The following is an 18,536-nucleotide window of genomic DNA, read 5'->3' as shown; positions in this document are numbered from 1 at the left end:
CAATTTCTTAAAAATTAGTATTTTCACACTTCTTATACATTAACGCGTTTATTTTAGAGTATGAAATCGAAATTATCTACTAAAAATTTAAAAAATTACGCGACTCAACTTTTAACGAATAAAGCAATTTATGCTGCGGCAATTGCTATGTTGGCTACAAATGTTGATGCGCAAAAAAAACCGCTTGATTTGACTGTTTTTGACGAATGGCAATCAATCGGAATGAAAGAATTATCAAATAATGGAGCTTGGGTTGCTTATCAAGTTAATGCTCAAGAAAGTGATAATACTTTGAATTTCTTCGGATTGAAAACAGATAAAAGTTTGAATTTTCCAAGAGGAGAACAAAGTATTTTTACAGCAGATTCTAAATTTGCAGTTTTCAAGATTCGACCATTTTACAAAGATTTAAAACTGGTTCGAATCAAGAAGAAAAAAGAGAATGAAATTGCAAAGGATTCGATAGGAATTTTAAATCTTTCGACAAACAAAGTTGAAAAATTAGCTAATATCAAGTCTTTCAAAACACCAAAAAAAGGAGGTTCTTTTTTAGCTTATTTGTTAGAGAAAGAAGAGTTGAAGAAAGACAAGAAAGAGGATAAATCTGATTCGGCAAAAACAAAAGAAAAAACGGTGAAGCCTGCTGCTTCTAAAGATAAGAAGAATGCGCCTTTGGAATTAGTTTTGAGAAACTTGATTTCTGGACAGAAAAAATCATTCAAAAATGTGATGAATTATGAGTTTAGCGAGAATGGTAAACAATTAATTTTTTCGACAAAGCAAGAAAAAAAGGATAGTTTAGATAAAACAAAATATGGCGTTTTCTTAGTAAACACAGCGACTTTTGTTGAGAAACAATTGGTTGACACAATAGGAGAATTTAAGCAATTTGTTTTTGATGAAAATGCAACAAAAGTTGCTTTTGTAGGAACAACTGATGACGAAAAGAAGACAAGTAAAACGTATAATTTATACTATACAGCAATACCAAATCAGCAAGAAATAAAGAAAGTAGAGTTAACTGGTCTGAAAAAAGATTGGCAGGTTTCTGAGAATCGTCAACCAAAGTTTAGTAAAAATTCAAATTTATTGTATTTAGGAATTGCACCTAAATTAGCAGAAAAAGACACCACGTTAATTGCAGAAGATCATGCAAAAGTTGATATCTGGAGTTATAAAGATGATTTTATTCAACCACAACAATTAAAAAATCTTGAGCGTGAACAAAAACGCGCTTATTTAGCTGTTATAGACTTATTGAATCCTACTAAAGTTAATCAATTAGCGGATTTAGATCTTAATCGAGTTGATATAATTGCAGAAGGAGATTCAGAATTTGCTTTAGGAGTTTCAGATAATGCTTATCGTTCGTCAATGTCTTGGGATACGACAGGGCGTAAAGATTATTATATTATCAATACAAAAACGGGGCAAAGAGAGCTTTTAGCAAAAGCTTTGATTGGTAATGTGGAAATTTCTCCTAACGGAAAATTTGCGGTTTATTATAATGGTGAAACAGGTTTGTGGACAAGTTATAACTTGTTTACAAAAGAAACGAAAGTGTTAAATAAAAAGTTGAAGGTAAAATTCTATGATGAAGAGAATGACTCACCAACAATAGCACAAGAATACGGAATTGCTTATTTTACGGATAATGACGAAACTGTTTTGATCAAAGATCGTTACGATATTTGGGAGTTTGATTTAGCAGGAGATCGTCGTCCAGAAAATATGACAAATGGTTTTGGACGTAAGAACAACATCACATTTGAAATTAATAAGTTAAATGAAGATGCAAAAACAGTAAATCGTAATCAACCGATATTTTTAGGCGCTTTTAATAATATAAATAAACAGTCGGGAGTTTATCAAACAATTATTGAGAAAGCTAAAAACCCAGAACAAGTTGTGATGTCTGATACTTGGGGTGCTCAAAAAATGACGAAAGCGTTAAACTCTAACGAGTTAATTTATACAAAAGAATCTTTCCAAAATTCGCCAGATATTTATGTGTCTACTAATTTTAAGGATGAGAAAAAGATTTCGTCTACAAATCCTCAACAAAAAAATTATACATGGGGTAAAGGAGAACTTGTAAATTGGAAAACTTACTCTGGTAAAAATGCAACGGGTGTTGTGTATAAACCTGATAATTTTGATCCAAACAAAAAATATCCAGTTATCGTTTACTTTTACGAAAAACTATCAGATAATCTAAATCGCTATCAAGCGCCTGCGCCAACGCCTTCGCGCATCAATCATACTTATTTTGTAAGTAACGATTACATTGTATTTACGCCAGATATTTCGTACACAATTGGTCATCCAGGTAAATCTGCCGAAGATTATATCAATTCTGGAGTAGAAGCATTGAAGAAAAACACATGGGTAAATGGTAATAAAATAGCAATACAAGGACAAAGTTGGGGAGGATATCAAGTGGCACATTTAATTACTGCAACTAATATATATGCTGCTGCTTGGACTGGTGCACCGGTTGTTAATATGACTTCTGCTTATGGTGGAATACGTTGGGGAACAGGAATGAGTCGTCAATTTCAGTATGAGCAAACACAAAGTAGAATTGGAAAAACATTGTGGGAAGCGCCAGAATTATACATCGAAAATTCGCCATTGTTTAATATGCCAAAAGTAACGACGCCAGTTGTAATTATGCACAACGATGAAGATGGAGCTGTGCCTTGGTATCAAGGAATTGAAATGTTTATGGCGTTAAAACGTCTTGGGAAGCCAGTTTGGATGTTAAATTATAATGGAGATGACCATAATTTATTGAAACGTGCGAATAAAAATGATATTCAACAACGTCAAGTTCAGTTTTTTGATCATTATCTAAAAGATAAACCAGCGCCAAAATGGATGACAGAAGGTGTTCCTGCAATTAAAAAGGGAATTGATTGGGGATTTGATTATAGTGAACCAACTAAATAAAAGAGAAAGCGATCGTTGTGATCGCTTTTTTTATGGAGTATTTTTCGCACAACACTATTATATTGTTAAATTTACATATCTAATTTGATTAACTGATTGAAAAAGTTTAATTTAAAGCTTTAATTGCGCTGAATATGAATACGAATAATCGACAAATTGTTTATATACATGGTTTAAATAGCTCGGCAAATTCCAAAAAGTTCAAATCTATCCTAAAAGTTTATCCTTCTGCAATTTGTATTGAATGGAAAACTAACGATAATATTACAACAATACTTCATGATGCTTATGAGCATTTGAAGGGAGTAGTAGAAGATTTGACAATTATAGGGAGTTCTACTGGAGGAAATTTTGGGTGGCAATTACAAAAAAAATTAAAGGAACATGGAAAATCAAGTGAATTGGTTTTACTTAATCCTTTGGTTGATGTTTCGTTGAAATATGAAGATAATTTTCCTGAAAATCTTTCTCATTATTTAGTAGACATGAATAGATTTGAACATACAAAAGTATTTATAAGTGTACACGATGAGGTTTTAGATGCAGAAAAATCAAAACAGTTTTTTGAGATTCAGCAAAAGATTTTTCCTGATCAGATAGAGCTTATTGAAGTTGATGATAATCACCGTATAGCGAATTTTGAATCATTGTTAACGTTAATTTAATTTATAGTTTACAATTATTTAATTTAAATCAACGCATTTTTGCACACGAATCAAGAAACAAACAAACATGAGGCAAATTTTAACTTTATTACTTATTGTATTTTCTTTCAATTCGTATGCACAAGTTAAAGATTCGACAGAATCTAAAAAGAAAACTGTACAAGAGTTTAAAAATATGATGTCGCCATATTATAGTTATGGTAATGGATTGGGAATTACTTCGCCCGATAGTCTTTATCAGGTAAACATCAGATTTCGTATGCAGAATCGCATCAGTTATAATCACAATGACGGAGAAGAAGATAATATAGATGGACAAATACGTCGTTTAAGACTACGTTTTGATGGTTATATCGGTGATCCAAAATTTGGATATTCGATGCAATTATCTTTCGCAGCAGGTGATGTAGGAAAAGCAGAAGAAGGGAAGAATACGAATATTATACGTGACGCGATGATTTTCTATTATCCAAATAAACACTGGAGTTTAGGATTTGGTCAAACAAAACTTCCTGGAAATAGACAACGCGTAAACTCATCTGGAGCTTTACAGCTTACAGATCGTTCTATTAATAATGCAGATTTTAATATTGATCGTGATTTTGGATTTCAGGTTTTATACAATAAAAGAAATGGAGATAAATTCTCATATGTTTTGAGAGGAGCTGTTTCTACTGGTGAAGGACGAAATTGGACAAATTTTAAAGATACAGGATTAGCATATACAGGTAAAGTAGAATTGTTTCCTTTGGGAGAATTTACGAAAGGAGGAAGCAATTACGAAGGAGATTTAGTTCACGAACAAACGCCTAAATTAATGCTTTCTGGTGCGTATAGTTACAACGACAGAGCGCATAGAACGGCAGGAATGTTAGGAGATGATATTGTAGGAGGTAAGACTGCAAATATTAGATCTTTATTTTTGGACGCAATGTTAAAATACCGTGGTTGGAATGTGATGTATTCTTATATGAATCGTAATTCTGATAATGTCTTGTTTTATAATCCAACAGATGTTTCTGATTTTAATTATATCTATAATGGAGAAGGAATGGATTTCCAAGGTTCATATACATTCCCGAAACATTGGGAAGTAATTGGTCGCTATTCTACTCAAAAAGTAGACAAAGATATTTTTGAATTTACGCCAAATACAAATCAATATACACTAGGATTGACAAAATACATTTGGGAACACGCTTTCAAGTTACAAGCAGAATTTACCTATGAGCAACAAAAATTCTATAACTTAGAAAAGAAAAATAATTGGTACGCTCGTTTACAAATAGAAATCGGAATTTAAGATATCTTATTGTAGATTAAATATTTTACAATTAAATAATGGTTTGATATTTGATAAATTTATATAAATTTGCAGTACAAATATCTACTCATGCAAGCCAATAAAAAAAGAAAAAGTTTAAACCGAAATGTTGAATTCGGAACAAAAAAAATTCAGTTCAAAGATGTAATAGTAGTAATTGCAATACTATTTATTGTTGTGCTGATTATTTTAAAAACGATAAATTAAAAACGAAGATAAATTAAAAAGCCACTCAAATTTGAGTGGCTTTCTTTATTTTTTAATGATCGAAACTAATTTTGAATCTTCTTTACAAACATCAAAAGTAAATTCGTAGTTCTTTGTTTTATCTTTACTCTCGTAAGTAGCAAAATACTCTCTACACGGAACTTGATCTTTTTTCGATTTATCAAAATCAACTTTACTTTTTGCAAATAATTCTTTTTTTAAGAAAGTTGAATCTAAATTCTCTGCAGTCAAAAAAGCTTGTGCTTCAGGCGAAAATGATAGCCTTTTTGAATGTGCTTCATCTAAAACTCTCGCATTTGGGAAATAATTACAAGAAAAAGCTCTTGGTCCGAATGCCATTGCTATAAAAACCATTCCGATCCCAACACCCATTCCAAATTTTATAAATCTTTGCGTTAATGTCATATAATCAATAAATTAATATCGTGAAAAGGTAAATCAAACCAATCACATAAATTCTTTTTTACAATTCTACCTTTGTACAAATATACACCATTTCTTACAGATTTATCAGATTGTACCACATTTGCAAAGCCTGATTCTTCTGAAATTTGAAGTAAGTATGATAAAAAATAATTACTTAACGCTTTGGTAGACGTACGTGCAACGCGAGAAGTGATGTTAGAAACGGCATAATGAATTATATCATTCTTTATAATTATTGGATGATCATGTGTTGTTAGTTCAGAAGTTTCGAAACAACCACCCTGATCAATACTTACATCAATAATAACAGCACCAGGTTTCATATTTTGCACCATTACTTCTGTTACAACACATGGTGTTCTTGTTTCCCCACGTAAAGCACCGATGGCTAAATCACAACGACGTAATGCTTTTCCTAACTCTTTAGGGTCTATTGTAGAAGTAGAAACGCGTTGCCCTATATTTTGTTGCAAACGTCTTAATCTTGTTAATGAATTATCAAAAACACGAACCGAAGCTCCTAAGCCTAATGCTGTTCTTGTAGCATTTTCGGCAACAGTTCCAGCACCAAGAATAACAACTTCTGTAGGACGTACACCTGTTACACCACCCATCAAAATTCCGTTACCACCATTTGAAGAAGACATTAATTCGCTTGCAACTAATATTGCAGTTGTGCCAGCAATTTCACTTAATAAACGAACAACTGGTAAGTGATTTTGTTCATCTCTAATGAATTCAAAACCAACAGCATCTACACGTTTTGTAATTAATTTTTGAAAATATTCACGTTTTAATGTGTTTGTGGGAACAGAAGAAATAATTAGAGCATTTGGTTTTATCCAATCTATTTCATCCAAAGTTAATGGACCAACTTTTAGAATGACTGGTTTCTCAAAAACAGCTTGTGTGTTATAAGAAATTTGTGCACCTGCTTCTGAATATTCTTTATCTGTATAGTTTGCACCTTCTCCAGCTCCAGTCTCAATCGTCACTAAATGACCATTGTTTACCAAAATTTCTACTGCATCTGGAGAAAGACAAACCCTTTTTTCTTGATTATTTGTTTCTTTTGGAATACCAATATCAAAGCGTTCTTTTTTTCGAGGAATCTCTAATCGTTCTGGTTGAGGGATTAAATCTTCCTGTGAAAAAGGCGTGAAAATATTTTTTCCTTCCATATTGTTAATTGAAATTTAAATGACGAACGCCATCTACATTTTCGATTGTGATGGTATGGTGCTCGTCTGGTATAAAGTTAGCAATTTTATTTGGCCATTCCATTAAACAATATTGATTTGAATATAAATACTCTTCAATTCCGAAGTCTAAAGCTTCTTCTTCATGGTTTAAACGATAAAAATCGAAATGATATACTTTTCCGTTATCTGTTTCGTATTCATTTACAATCGAAAAAGTAGGGCTTGAAACTTCATCATTTGTTCCTAATGCTTTTACAAACTCTTTAATAAAAGTTGTTTTTCCAGCGCCCATTTCTCCTTCAAAAGTGATTAATTTATACTGAAGTTGATTGATTATTTTGTTGGCAACTTCTGGTAATTCGTCTAAACTATTGATGATAAATTCCATTAATTTTTTGGTGTTAATACAACCATCGGAATTATTACTTCTTCTAATGAAATTCCACCATGTTGGTAAGTGTTTTTGTAATAATTAACGAAATGATTGTAATTTTTTGGATACGTTAAAAATAAATTTTCTTTTGCAAAGATATACTTTGACGTAACATTAACCTTAGGTAAAAGGAACTTTTCTGGCTGATCAACAGCTAATACATCTTTCGGGTCATATTGCAATTGTTTTCCTAATTTGTATCGCAAATTTGTACTTGCTTCTTTGTCGCCAATTACACGTGTAGGCTCTTTTACGTAAATAGTTCCGTGATCGGTTGTTAACACTATTTTCATACCTTCTTGTGCTGCTTTTTTTACGATTTCCATTAAGTAAGAATTTTCAAACCAATGTTTAGTAATTGAGCGATATGTTTTATCATCACGAATTATTTCTCCAACAATTTTGTTGTCAGTTTTGGCGTGCGAAAGAATATCAATAAAGTTGTAAACAATTACATTTAAGTTATTGTTTTTGTAATTATTAAAATCGTCCGCAATTTTTTTCTCAAAATCAGAGTTTAAAATCTTGAAATAGTTGTAAGATAAATGTCCTAATCCAAGTCTTTTCAATTGTTCGCCTAACAATTCTTTTTCGTGCATGTTTTTATTTCCTTCATCAGTATCATTTAACCAATATTGAGGATATTTTTTTTCTATTTCTAAAGGCATTAAACCTGAGAAAAAAGCATTACGAGCATACTGTGTTGCAGATGGTAAGATACTGTAATATAAATTTTCGTTTTCTGAATTATAATAACGATTGAAAATCGGTTCGATCACTTTCCATTGATCAAAACGTAAATTATCTACCAAAATTAATAATACTTTTTCGTCTTTAGAAAGTAGGGGTTTTACTAATTCTCTGAAAATAGTATGCGATAATATAGGGCGATCTTCCTCATTATGTAACCAATCTTCGTAATTACGTTCAATAAATTTGAAGAAAGCTGCATTTGCTTCACTTTTCTGATTTTCAATAATTTCAGATAGTGCTGTGTCTTCTATGTTCTCAAGTTCTAATTCCCAAAAAACTAATTTTTTATAAATTTCTTGCCAATCTTCAAAATCTCTTGCGTTCATCATTTCCATTGCAATATTTCTGAACTCTTGTTGATAGTTGATGACCGTTTTTTCTGAAATAATTTTAGAGGAGTCTAAAATCTTTTTCAAACTCAATAATATTTGATTAGGATTAACAGGTTTAATCAAATAATCAGCAATATGAGAACCAATTGCGTCTTCCATAATGTGTTCTTCTTCACTTTTAGTAACCATAATTACAGGAAGATTAGGACGCAATTCTTTAATCTTTGGTAGCGCTTCTAAGCCACTAAGACCAGGCATATTTTCGTCAATTAAAACAGCTGAAAAGTTTTCTTTTTCTATTTCTTCTAATGCGTCAGTAGCATTATTGATCATTGTTGTAGTGTAGCCTTTTTTTTCTAAAAAAAGTTGATGTGGTTTTAATAAATCGATTTCGTCATCAATCCATAATATTTTTATTGCCATGTAGTTTGTTTTTTATAATGATGCTTCTTGTTTTAAAGCCTATTTCAAATATAGCGATAACAAAAATGTTAAAATCTAAATTGTATGTTAAACAAAAATTTGAGAAATGCTAAAAATTTTCTGCCATTAAATAGCATAAATAATTCCAAAAATTTGAAATCAACTAAATAATTTGAATTTAACAGCGCTTTTCTTTGTTTCTGAAGTATTTTAATTACTATATTTCGTATCTTTGTAGTCAAAATAGAACGTTTGAATTCATTAAACAATAATAAGTTAAAGATAGTAAATGATCCAGTACATGGATTTGTAACTATACCTAACGAGCTTATTTACCAAATTATTCAACATCCTTACTTTCAGCGTTTACGTCGAATTTCTCAAACAGGATTGACGGAAATGGTTTACCCAGGTGCGCGACATTCAAGATTTCATCATGCTTTGGGATGCATGCATTTGATGCATAAAGCATTGAATATCCTGAAGCGAAAAAATGTAGAAATAACTCCGGAAGAAGAAAATGGAGCTTTAATTGCAATACTTTTGCATGACTTAGGTCACGGACCATTTTCGCATTCATTAGAACATTCTATTATTAATGGATCTCATCATGAAGAGATTTCGTTGCAATTGATGGAAGAGTTAAATCAAATTTTTGGTCAAAAATTATCTCTTGCTATTCAGATTTTTAAAGGAGAATATTCGAAAAAATTTTTATCTCAATTAGTATCTAGTCAGTTAGATGTAGATCGGATGGATTATTTGAAACGAGATAGTTTCTATACTGGAGTTGTTGAAGGAAATATTAATCCAGAACGAATCATTTCGATGATGAATGTAGCTGATAACGAATTAGTGATTGAAGCTAAAGGAATTCCTTCTGTAGAAAAGTTTTTGATGGCGCGTATGTTTATGTATATGCAAGTGTATATGCACAAAAAGTCTTTTACAGCAGAAAATTTTTTGATGAGTGTTTTGAGAAGAGCAAAAGAATTAACACAGCAAGGTGAAAATTTATTTGCAACTTCTGCGTTTAGTTATTTTCTGAATGACAATGAAAAAGGGAGTTTGTCTAAGAAAGGATTAGAGATTTTTACACGTTTGGATGATTCGGATGTTTTATCGGCAATCAAAGAATGGCAGTTTCATGATGATTTTATTCTAAGTAAATTATCAAGAAATATTATTCAGCGCGAATTACCAAAATCATTTTTGATGGATAAATCGTTGTCAGTTGATGAAATTATTGTTGAGAAAGCAAGAGTTCAAGAGTTATTTAATATAGATGATGCAAGTTATTTTGTTGAGCAAACTCCGATAAAGATTGTACCATATGAAAAGTCAAAAAGTCCAATCAAAGTTTTGTTCAAAAATGGAGAAGTAAAAGAGATTTCTTGTTCAGACAAAAGTTTGTTGACACAGTTTTTACAACAAGAAATTACAAAATATCATTACCATAGTATATAAATTGGATAGACAGAATTTGACAAAAAAGTTAAATTACTTAAATATTCATTTTAAAAATTTAAGAATAATTATTAGTTTTGCAGACTATGAAATTTAAAGCTGCGGAGATAGCGCAATTATTGCAAGGTACCGTAAAAGGTGATGCAAATGTAGAGGTTTCGACTTTGTCGAAAATAGAAGAGGGTACAGCAGGAACGATTTCGTTTTTGGCTAATCCTAAGTATGAACAATATATCTATACAACAAAAGCATCTATTGTTATTGTAAGTAAAGATTTTGTGGCTACAGATTCTATTTCGTCTACATTAATAGTTGTAGAAGATGCTTATCAAGCATTTACGCAGTTATTGCAACATTATAATACAATAAAAAATAATAAAGTTGGGATAGAAGAATATGCGAAAGTAGATTCTACAGCTCAACTTGGTGATAATGTATATATTGGAAGTTTTTCTTATATTGGAGCTAATGTAACAATAGGGAATAATGTAAAAATATATCCTAATGTAACAATTTCTGATCATGTAAAGATTGGAGATAATACAATTCTATTTTCTGGCGCTCAGGTATATAATGAGTGTGAGATTGGTAAAAACTGTATTATCCATTCTAATGTAGTCATTGGAGCTGACGGATTTGGTTTTGCACCAACTGCAGATGGATCTTTCGAGAAAATTCCTCAAATAGGAAATGTTTTGATCGAGGATAATGTAGAAATAGGAGCAGGATCAACAATAGATAGAGCAACAATGGGATCTACAATAATTCGTAAAGGAGTTAAGTTAGATAACCAAATTCAGGTTGCGCACAATGTTCAAATAGGAGAGAATACTGTAATCGCTTCTCAAACAGGAGTTGCAGGTTCTACTAAAATTGGACGAAATTGTATGATTGGAGGTCAAGTAGGTATCGTTGGTCATCTTACAATTGGAGATTTTGTACAGATTCAAGCACAAAGTGGTGTAAATAGTGATGTGCAAAGCAACGTACAATTGTATGGTTCGCCAGCAATGAATGCAGGTGATTTCAAAAAATCATATGTGTATTTTAGAAAGTTTCCTGAAATAATGAAACGTATCGATCAATTAGAAAAAGATAATAAACAAAAGTAAAAGTTAATGTCTGATAAACAAAAAACTTTAGCGAATGAAGTGGTTCTGAAAGGTGTTGGTTTGCATACAGGTAATTATGTTACCTTAACGTTTAAACCTGCCGATGCAGATACAGGTTTTGTATTTGTAAGAACAGATTTAGAAGGTCAACCTCAAGTAGAAGCTGATGCACAGTATGTTGTGAGTACAGCTAGAGGGACAACTTTGGAGAAGAAAGGAGTTAGAGTGCATACAACAGAGCATGTTTTGGCAGCTTTAGTTGGTATGGATATCGATAACTGTTATATAGAAATTGACAATGCAGAACCACCAATTATGGACGGTTCTTCTAAGTTTTTTGTTGAAGCAATAGAAAACGCAGGTATTGTTGAGCAAGATAAAGAAAGAGAATATTACAGAATTAAAGAAATTGTAACGTATGTAGACCCAGAAACAGGATCTGAGATTACTGCAATTCCTGCTGATGATTATCAAGTAACAGCAATGGTAGATTTCGGAACGAAAGTTTTAGGAACTCAAAATGCAACTTTATCATCAATCAAAAATTTTAAAGAAGATATTTCTGAGGCTCGTACATTTTGTTTCTTACACGAATTAGAACAGTTGTTAGAAGCTGGTCTTGTGAAAGGTGGTGATTTAGACAATGCAATTGTTTATGTTGACAAAGAAATTACACCAGAAACAAAAGATAAATTATGCAAAGCATTTAACCGTGATAATGTATCAATTCGTCCAAATGGTATTTTAGATCATTTGACATTGCATTATCCAAACGAAGCTGCTCGTCACAAATTATTAGATGTTGTAGGAGATTTAGCCTTGGTTGGTAAAAAACTGAAAGCAAAAATTATTGCAACAAAACCAGGTCACCATACCAATACTAATTTCGCAAAAAAATTGAGCAAACAAATTAAATTAGCACAACGCAATAAAGTGCCAGAATTCGATTTGACTGTCGATCCAGTTTATGATATCAATGATATTATGAAACTGTTACCACATCGTCCTCCGTTTTTGTTAATTGATAAAGTCATTTCAAAAACACCAACAGGACTTGTAGGAGTGAAAAATGTAACGATGAACGAACCTTATTTTGTTGGTCATTTCCCGAAAGAACCTGTAATGCCAGGTGTTTTACAGATTGAAGCAATGGCGCAATTAGGAGGTTTATTAATCTTAGGAGAATTAGAAAACCCACAAGATTATTCTACTTATTTCATGAAAATTGAAAGTGCTAAATTTAAACGAAAAATTATTCCAGGAGATACAATCGTTTTCAAATTAGAGTTAGTAGAACCAATAAGAAGAGGAATTGTACACATGAATGGCTACGGATATGTAAATAGCCAACTTGCAGTAGAAGCTGAAATGATGGCTGTCGTACAAAAGAATAATTAAAGAAATGGAAGTTATGAATTACCCGATGGCATACGTTCATCCAACTGCAATTATAGGTGAAAATGTTACGATTAGTCCTTTTTCTTCAGTATACGAAGATGTAGAGATTGGCGATGGGACTTGGATTGGTCCTAACGTAACAATTATGCCAGGTGCACGTATTGGAAAAAATTGTAAAATTTATCCAGGTACAGTAATTTCTGGTGAACCTCAAGATTTGAAGTACGAAGGTGAAAAAACTTTAACATATATTGGTAACAATACCACAATTAGAGAATGTGTTACCGTAAACAAAGGAACTAATGCTTTAGGTTATACTAAAATTGGTGACAATTGTTTAATTATGGCAACAGCGCACATTGCACACGATTGTGTAGTAGGTAATAATGTAGTTATTGTAAATGCAGTAGGTTTAGCTGGACATATAGAAGTAGGAGATTATGCTTTTATTGGTGGTTATAGTGCTGTACATCAGTTTACGAAAATTGGAGAACACGCGTTTGTAGCAGGAGCTACTCAAATTCGGAAAGATGTTCCTCCTTATGTAAAAGCTGCTAAAAATCCGGTAGCATATGCTGGTGTAAATGCAATTGGTTTGAGAAGAAAAGGTTTCTCTTCAGAAGAAATTTTTGAAATTCAAGGTATTTATAGAATTTTATATCAACAAAAAAATAATGTCTCTCAAGCTGTAGAACAAATCTTAGAAAAATTTCCAGAATCACATTACCGTGAGGTAATTCTTGATTTTATCAATACAAGCGATCGTGGAATTATGAAAGGGTATAGCTCGGGAGTTTAATAAAATAACAATAGAATAAATGGCAACAACTTCTGATATCAGAAAAGGTTTATGTATTATTTTTAATAATGATACGTATAAAATTATCGAATTTTTACACGTAAAACCAGGTAAAGGACCTGCTTTCGTTCGTACAAAATTAAAATCATTAACAAACGGAAAAGTATTAGATAATACATTTTCTGCTGGTCATAAAATTGAAGAAGTTCGTGTAGAAACGCGTAACTACCAATATTTATATGAAGATGATAATGGTTTCCACTTCATGAATAATGATGATTTCTCTCAAGTTTATTTAAACAAAGATTTGATTGATAATTCTCAATTTATGAAAGCTGGTGACGAAGTAAAAATCTTGTTCCGTGCTTCTGATGAAACAGCTTTAGCAGCTGAGTTACCAACTACTGTTGTAATGGAAATTACATACACAGAACCAGGTCTTAAAGGTGATACAGCTACAAATGCTACAAAACCTGCAACAACAGAAACTGGTGCTGAAATTCGTGTTCCTTTATTCATCAACGAAGGTGATAAAGTGAAAATCAACACAGAAGATGGTTCTTATGTAGAAAGAATTAAAGAATAATATATTCTGAATAATTATAAAGTAAAGTAGCTAATTTAGCTACTTTTTTTATTGGGTTAAATCAAGTTAATCATGTATTTTAGCTAAATATCAACCCAATTATTTTATGAAAACCAAAGCTAAAAATATCATCAAAAAAACATTTCTTTACGGAACAATTATAGGTGTTGTAAGCCTTTTATTCACAGCTTTTGCAAATTATAAAATAGAAAATTCGACTAAAGACTTTGTCACAGATAAATTAGAAATTTTACCCAAAACTAAAGTTGCGGTTGTATTAGGAACTGCGCCAAATTTAGTCAATGGTTATCAGAATTATTATTTTACATATCGTATTGATGCTGCAACAAAATTGTATCAATCTGGGAAAGTAACTCATTTTATTTTGAGTGGCGATCATGGTAAAAAAAATTACAACGAACCCGAAGCGATGAAACAAGCGTTGATAAAAAATGGAATTCCAGAAAATGTAATTTATTTAGATTATGCAGGTTTTAGAACATTAGATTCGATGATACGAGCAAAAGAAATTTTTGGTCAGAAAGAATTTATTGTTGTTTCGCAAGAATTTCACAATCAACGAGCGGTTTATGTTGCTCGTCAAAACGGAATTAACGCGTTTGGATATAATGCGAAAGATGTCAATAAAAATGCTGGATTAAAAACAAATATTCGCGAATATTTTGCTCGTGCTAAAGTTTTTATTGATAGCTTTTTTGGTATTCAACCAAAGTTTTTAGGAGAGAAAATTGAGATAATATGAGAAGGTTTTTGATTATATTTTCTGTAATATTTTACTCAAATTTATTTGCTCAAGAATTGATTGATACTGATGGAGATGGAATTACTGATATTGAAGATCATTGTCCGACTGTAAAAGGTCCAAAAGAAAATAATGGATGTCAGTGGCAAGAAATGATTTGTTATTCGACTCCGACAATTTATTTTGAGAAAGATAAAACTAATATTAATGAATCTGAATTAAAACAACTTGATAATTATATTTCATCATTTTTAAATTCTTTAAAAAAAGAAGAACTTGAACAATTATCAATTATTAGTTATACAAGTTTAGATTCAGATAAAAATAAGTTGAAAAAATTAGCAAAGAAAAGAGCTGAAAATGTCAAAAAAATTATGATTAAGAAGAATAAGATTTTTAGAAAAGTAACTATAGAGCTTAAAATTGATTCTGATTTAAGATGGAAAGAATGTGCTGATGAAGAATGTCCAGAATGGAAAATTAATGAAGAAAATAGAATTTCATTTGGAATTAAAAAGAGAAACCAAACGAATTGATTTCTCTTGTAATATTTTTACTTCAAACTACTAAAATATCCTCTTAAAATAGCATCGTTAGAAGAATTTCGTGTATCAATTTCTAAAATTTTCGGACGATTACTTTCTGCATAAAAATCGTTGAAACAACTTTCTAAATCTGTTAAATTTGAAACTACGTTATACTCAAAATCATACATTTTAGCTAAATGTTCGGCAGTAAAATGATGTTTTGTTTCAAAATAATCTTCAACAACATCTGTTTCAGATGGACCAGGAATAAATTTGAAAATATTTCCTCCACCATTATTAATCAAAATAATTCTGAAATTATTCGGCATATTCACATTCCATAACGCATTCGAATCATAGAAAAATGAAATATCTCCTGTAATCATCACCGTATTTTGCTCAGAAGCGATGCAAGCCCCAATCGCTGTAGACGTAGAACCATCAATTCCGCTTGTTCCGCGATTACAGAAAACAGGATTCGAATTGTTATGATCGAACAATAATCCATATCGAATAACGGTAGAATTTCCGTACTGAATTTGCCAATTTTCTGGATAATTTTTGATAATAGAATCAAATGCTTTCAAATCACAAAACGGAATCACATTAATGTAATTTTTGTGTTTGATATTATTCGCTTCACGTATCGAATTCCATGTGTTGTAATATTCAGATTCTTTTGGATTAATAAACGGAACAAACTGTTCTAAAAACAATTCAGGTTTTGTTTCAATTTTATCTGTTAACGCTTGAAAAGTGTCTGGTTGCCAATATTCATCTAAATGCCAATGTTGCGTTTGTTTTTGATCACGTAAGAATTTTTTAATCTTTTTCGAAACGACATTTTGCCCAATTGTCAATAAAATATCAGGTTTCAACGCTTCTAATTCTTCTTCTGAATAAGGGAAAATAACTTGATCAATTTTATTGAAAAATCGTTCATCATGAATATTTGACGTTACTTCTGTCAATACAACTACCGAATCATCTTGCGCCAATTGTTTTACAAAATGATCAAATTTGGCATCAGGATGATGTAATCCGACCAATATCATTTTACGCGAAGAAGTATTCCAACGTTTCATCAAATCAATTACATCAATTTCTGGATAATCTTTTGCAGGAATTGTAATTGTGTCAATTTCAATATCTGGCGTTGTTACAGATTCGTACAAAGGTTCAGAAAAAGGCATGTTGATGTGTATTGGCGCAGATTTTTGCATACAATCAATCAACGCATATTTCGTCAACAACATATTTCGCGTTAAATCATCTGTTTCTTCACTTTCAGAAAGCTGAACATTATGAACCGAATGTTTCTCAAAAATATCTTTTTGGCGAATGGTTTGTCCATCAAAATTATCAACTAAATGTTCGGGACGATCTGCAGAAAGGACGATTACAGGAATATTTTGAAAAAAAGCTTCTGTAATTGCAGGATAATAATTTGCCGTTGCCGAACCAGAAGTACAACAAACCACAACAGGTTTCTGAATTTGTTGAGCCATTCCCAAAGCGACAAATCCAGCCGAACGCTCGTCGATTACACTATAAGTTTTGAAACGTTTGTCATTCGCAAATTGCATGGTTAATGCTCCATTTCGAGATCCTGGCGATAATACGATATGGTCAATTCCGAAAGCCAAAAAAGTTTCGGCAATCAATTGAACATTTAATTTATTTGATATTTTTCTCAACGTAGTTGTCTTAAATTATAAAAGGTTTTGATTAGCAAATTTACTAAACAAAACCTTTCAAAAAGTATGATATTTTTAAGAATTAAGTATGTAAACCACCGTCTACACTCAAAACTTGTCCTGTTACATAACTTGATAAATCTGAAGCTAAGAATAAACATGCATTTGCAACGTCTTCTGGCTGTCCCCCACGTTTTAATGGAATACCATTGCGCCATTCTTCAACTACTTTTTGATCTAAAACTTCTGTCATTTCAGTTTCGATAAAGCCTGGTGCAATTGCATTACAACGAATGTTTCGAGAACCTAATTCTAATGCAACAGACTTAGAAAAACCAATTAAACCAGCTTTAGAAGCTGCATAATTTGCTTGTCCAGCGTTTCCTTTGATTCCAACAATAGAAGACATGTTCACGATAGATCCAGAACGTTGTTTCATCATTGGTTTGATCACTGCTTTTGTTAAGTTGAAAGCCGAATTTAAGTTTGTTTGAATTACATTTTCGAAATCTTCAGCAGACATTCTCATTAATAAATTATCCTTTGTAATTCCTGCATTATTGATTACAATATCAATTTGTCCAAACTCAGCCAAAACATCTTCCACTAATTTTTGAGCAGCTTCATAATTTGAAGCATCAGATTGATATCCTTTTACTTTTCCGAATTGACCTAGTTCTTCTTCCAAAGCATTTGCTTTTTCTACAGAAGAAGCATAAGTAAAGGCAACGTTAGCGCCATTTTTTACAAAAACTTCTGCAATACTTTTTCCAATACCGCGTGTTGCGCCTGTTACGATTGCTGTTTTACCTTGCAATAAATTCATGTTTATAGCTATTTATTTATCTTCAAAAATACGATTTTTTGCGAGAGTTAAAAATGTTAAAATTTATTTGATAGATATTAATTAACAATTTGTGGTATTATAATTGAAAATATCGATTATATAACCAATAAAAAAATAGAAAACATGAAGAATTTATTAAAATTTTTGGCAGTAACTTTTTTTGCATTATTTGTATTTACAGCTTGTAGCAACGATGATGATCCAGCAAACAACGATTTTTTTGCAGGGACATACAAAGGAAGTGTAAGTTATGTTGATGGAGATAAAACAGTTTCTAATGATAATGGAAGTGTATTTGTTACAAAAATTGCAAGTGGAACAAAGTATAATTTTGCTTTTTCTGATAAAATTCCAGATTTGAATGGTATTGAGTTTGAGAAAAAAGGTGATAACTCTTTAGTTAGTGTAGGATCTAGTGCTTCGTCTTTTATTACAATTGATAGCAAAAAGCTTACAATTCTTTACACAAAAGATGGTAAAACTTGGAGAGCAAACGCTACAAGATAATAGTATAGATTTTAAGATTGATAAATTTAAGGCGCTATTTATAGCGCTTTTTTTATGCAATAAAAGGAGTATTTTATTAGTTATTATTAAAACCT

The 18,536-nt window shown here is 31.4% G+C and carries 17 protein-coding genes; 11 read left to right on the top strand and 6 right to left on the bottom strand.

What is annotated here, in order from left to right:
* The first annotated feature begins 60 nt into the window (after positions 1 to 60).
* From QHG34_RS04335 to QHG34_RS04325, 3 genes are all read left to right on the top strand, one after another.
* Positions 61 to 2,952 (top strand): alpha/beta hydrolase family protein, encoded by a 2,892-nt coding sequence (locus QHG34_RS04335; RefSeq protein WP_282628962.1) that lies wholly within the window; start codon positions 61 to 63, stop codon positions 2,950 to 2,952.
* Between the two features lie 134 nt (positions 2,953 to 3,086).
* Positions 3,087 to 3,617, top strand: a complete 531-nt coding sequence (locus tag QHG34_RS04330; RefSeq protein ID WP_282628961.1) for a YqiA/YcfP family alpha/beta fold hydrolase — start codon at positions 3,087 to 3,089, stop codon at positions 3,615 to 3,617.
* A 67-nt stretch (positions 3,618 to 3,684) separates the two neighbouring features.
* Positions 3,685 to 4,920 carry a porin gene (locus QHG34_RS04325; RefSeq protein WP_282628960.1) on the top strand — a complete coding sequence of 412 codons (1,236 nt, stop codon included), beginning with the start codon at positions 3,685 to 3,687 and terminating at the stop codon, positions 4,918 to 4,920.
* A 273-nt stretch (positions 4,921 to 5,193) separates the two neighbouring features.
* Here QHG34_RS04325 and QHG34_RS04320 read toward each other — a convergent pair whose 3' ends face one another.
* The 4 genes from QHG34_RS04320 to porX are packed head-to-tail and all read right to left on the bottom strand — an operon-like array spanning position 5,194 to position 8,738.
* The gene (locus QHG34_RS04320) at positions 5,194 to 5,574 is read right to left on the bottom strand and encodes a hypothetical protein (protein WP_282628959.1); all 381 of its coding nucleotides are present in this window, start codon (positions 5,572 to 5,574) and stop codon (positions 5,194 to 5,196) included.
* Positions 5,571 to 6,776, bottom strand: a complete 1,206-nt coding sequence (locus QHG34_RS04315) for an alanine dehydrogenase (RefSeq protein WP_282628958.1) — start codon at positions 6,774 to 6,776, stop codon at positions 5,571 to 5,573. Before QHG34_RS04315 ends, QHG34_RS04320 begins: the two co-directional genes overlap by 4 nt.
* Before the next feature lie 4 nt (positions 6,777 to 6,780).
* A complete protein-coding gene (tsaE, locus tag QHG34_RS04310) occupies positions 6,781 to 7,185 on the bottom strand; it encodes a tRNA (adenosine(37)-N6)-threonylcarbamoyltransferase complex ATPase subunit type 1 TsaE (RefSeq protein WP_282628957.1) in 405 nt (134 codons plus the stop codon).
* Entirely contained in the window at positions 7,185 to 8,738 is a 1,554-nt protein-coding gene (gene porX / locus QHG34_RS04305; protein ID WP_282628956.1) for a T9SS response regulator signal transducer PorX, read from the bottom strand. Before porX ends, tsaE begins: the two co-directional genes overlap by 1 nt.
* 252 nt (positions 8,739 to 8,990) lie before the next feature.
* Here porX and QHG34_RS04300 point away from each other — a divergent pair, with 252 nt between their 5' ends.
* From QHG34_RS04300 to QHG34_RS04270, 7 genes are all read left to right on the top strand, one after another.
* Positions 8,991 to 10,205 (top strand): HD domain-containing protein, encoded by a 1,215-nt coding sequence (locus tag QHG34_RS04300; protein WP_282628955.1) that lies wholly within the window; start codon positions 8,991 to 8,993, stop codon positions 10,203 to 10,205.
* Positions 10,206 to 10,291: 86 nt separating this feature from the next.
* Positions 10,292 to 11,317 carry a UDP-3-O-(3-hydroxymyristoyl)glucosamine N-acyltransferase gene (lpxD, locus tag QHG34_RS04295; protein WP_282628954.1) on the top strand — a complete coding sequence of 342 codons (1,026 nt, stop codon included), beginning with the start codon at positions 10,292 to 10,294 and terminating at the stop codon, positions 11,315 to 11,317.
* A 6-nt stretch (positions 11,318 to 11,323) separates the two neighbouring features.
* Complete coding sequence (locus QHG34_RS04290) at positions 11,324 to 12,715, top strand: bifunctional UDP-3-O-[3-hydroxymyristoyl] N-acetylglucosamine deacetylase/3-hydroxyacyl-ACP dehydratase (RefSeq protein ID WP_282628953.1); 1,392 nt, start codon at positions 11,324 to 11,326, stop codon at positions 12,713 to 12,715.
* 13 nt (positions 12,716 to 12,728) lie between these two features.
* A complete protein-coding gene (gene lpxA, locus QHG34_RS04285; protein WP_282628952.1) occupies positions 12,729 to 13,514 on the top strand; it encodes an acyl-ACP--UDP-N-acetylglucosamine O-acyltransferase in 786 nt (261 codons plus the stop codon).
* A 19-nt stretch (positions 13,515 to 13,533) separates the two neighbouring features.
* Positions 13,534 to 14,100: an elongation factor P gene (efp, locus tag QHG34_RS04280; protein WP_038336113.1), complete on the top strand. Its 567-nt coding sequence runs from the start codon at positions 13,534 to 13,536 to the stop codon at positions 14,098 to 14,100.
* Between the two features lie 106 nt (positions 14,101 to 14,206).
* Positions 14,207 to 14,863 carry a SanA/YdcF family protein gene (locus tag QHG34_RS04275; protein ID WP_282628951.1) on the top strand — a complete coding sequence of 219 codons (657 nt, stop codon included), beginning with the start codon at positions 14,207 to 14,209 and terminating at the stop codon, positions 14,861 to 14,863.
* The gene (locus QHG34_RS04270; RefSeq protein ID WP_282628950.1) at positions 14,860 to 15,399 is read left to right on the top strand and encodes an OmpA family protein; all 540 of its coding nucleotides are present in this window, start codon (positions 14,860 to 14,862) and stop codon (positions 15,397 to 15,399) included. Before QHG34_RS04275 ends, QHG34_RS04270 begins: the two co-directional genes overlap by 4 nt.
* A 17-nt stretch (positions 15,400 to 15,416) precedes the next feature.
* On the opposite strand, the gene menD is transcribed toward QHG34_RS04270, so the two are convergent.
* Together menD and fabG are read right to left on the bottom strand one after the other, a co-directional pair.
* Positions 15,417 to 17,087: a 2-succinyl-5-enolpyruvyl-6-hydroxy-3-cyclohexene-1-carboxylic-acid synthase gene (gene menD, locus QHG34_RS04265; RefSeq protein WP_282628949.1), complete on the bottom strand. Its 1,671-nt coding sequence runs from the start codon at positions 17,085 to 17,087 to the stop codon at positions 15,417 to 15,419.
* Between the two features lie 82 nt (positions 17,088 to 17,169).
* On the bottom strand, positions 17,170 to 17,913 hold the full coding sequence (gene fabG / locus QHG34_RS04260; protein WP_282628948.1) for a 3-oxoacyl-[acyl-carrier-protein] reductase: 744 nt from the start codon (positions 17,911 to 17,913) through the stop codon (positions 17,170 to 17,172).
* A gap of 144 nt (positions 17,914 to 18,057) precedes the next feature.
* On the opposite strand from fabG, the gene QHG34_RS04255 reads away from it, so the two are divergent.
* Positions 18,058 to 18,441 (top strand): hypothetical protein, encoded by a 384-nt coding sequence (locus tag QHG34_RS04255; protein ID WP_282628947.1) that lies wholly within the window; start codon positions 18,058 to 18,060, stop codon positions 18,439 to 18,441.
* The last annotated feature ends 95 nt before the right edge of the window (positions 18,442 to 18,536 follow it).

Origin of the sequence: Empedobacter sedimenti (genome assembly GCF_030005555.1) — a bacterium.
GTDB classification, from domain to species: domain Bacteria; phylum Bacteroidota; class Bacteroidia; order Flavobacteriales; family Weeksellaceae; genus Empedobacter; species Empedobacter sedimenti.
The sequence above is the reverse complement of the archived record's forward strand: the minus strand, read 5'-3'. Positions and strand labels throughout refer to the sequence as shown.

Coding starts and splice junctions, on each gene's coding strand:
- fabG (WP_282628948.1), bottom strand. CDS start 17,913: ATGAATTTATTGCAAGGTAAAACAGCAATCGTAACAGGCGCAACACGC.
- tsaE (WP_282628957.1), bottom strand. CDS start 7,185: ATGGAATTTATCATCAATAGTTTAGACGAATTACCAGAAGTTGCCAAC.
- QHG34_RS04315 (WP_282628958.1), bottom strand. CDS start 6,776: ATGGAAGGAAAAAATATTTTCACGCCTTTTTCACAGGAAGATTTAATC.
- lpxD (WP_282628954.1), top strand. CDS start 10,292: ATGAAATTTAAAGCTGCGGAGATAGCGCAATTATTGCAAGGTACCGTA.
- QHG34_RS04270 (WP_282628950.1), top strand. CDS start 14,860: ATGAGAAGGTTTTTGATTATATTTTCTGTAATATTTTACTCAAATTTA.
- QHG34_RS04255 (WP_282628947.1), top strand. CDS start 18,058: ATGAAGAATTTATTAAAATTTTTGGCAGTAACTTTTTTTGCATTATTT.
- QHG34_RS04330 (WP_282628961.1), top strand. CDS start 3,087: ATGAATACGAATAATCGACAAATTGTTTATATACATGGTTTAAATAGC.
- QHG34_RS04320 (WP_282628959.1), bottom strand. CDS start 5,574: ATGACATTAACGCAAAGATTTATAAAATTTGGAATGGGTGTTGGGATC.
- QHG34_RS04275 (WP_282628951.1), top strand. CDS start 14,207: ATGAAAACCAAAGCTAAAAATATCATCAAAAAAACATTTCTTTACGGA.
- porX (WP_282628956.1), bottom strand. CDS start 8,738: ATGGCAATAAAAATATTATGGATTGATGACGAAATCGATTTATTAAAA.
- QHG34_RS04335 (WP_282628962.1), top strand. CDS start 61: ATGAAATCGAAATTATCTACTAAAAATTTAAAAAATTACGCGACTCAA.
- efp (WP_038336113.1), top strand. CDS start 13,534: ATGGCAACAACTTCTGATATCAGAAAAGGTTTATGTATTATTTTTAAT.
- lpxA (WP_282628952.1), top strand. CDS start 12,729: ATGAATTACCCGATGGCATACGTTCATCCAACTGCAATTATAGGTGAA.
- QHG34_RS04325 (WP_282628960.1), top strand. CDS start 3,685: ATGAGGCAAATTTTAACTTTATTACTTATTGTATTTTCTTTCAATTCG.
- QHG34_RS04290 (WP_282628953.1), top strand. CDS start 11,324: ATGTCTGATAAACAAAAAACTTTAGCGAATGAAGTGGTTCTGAAAGGT.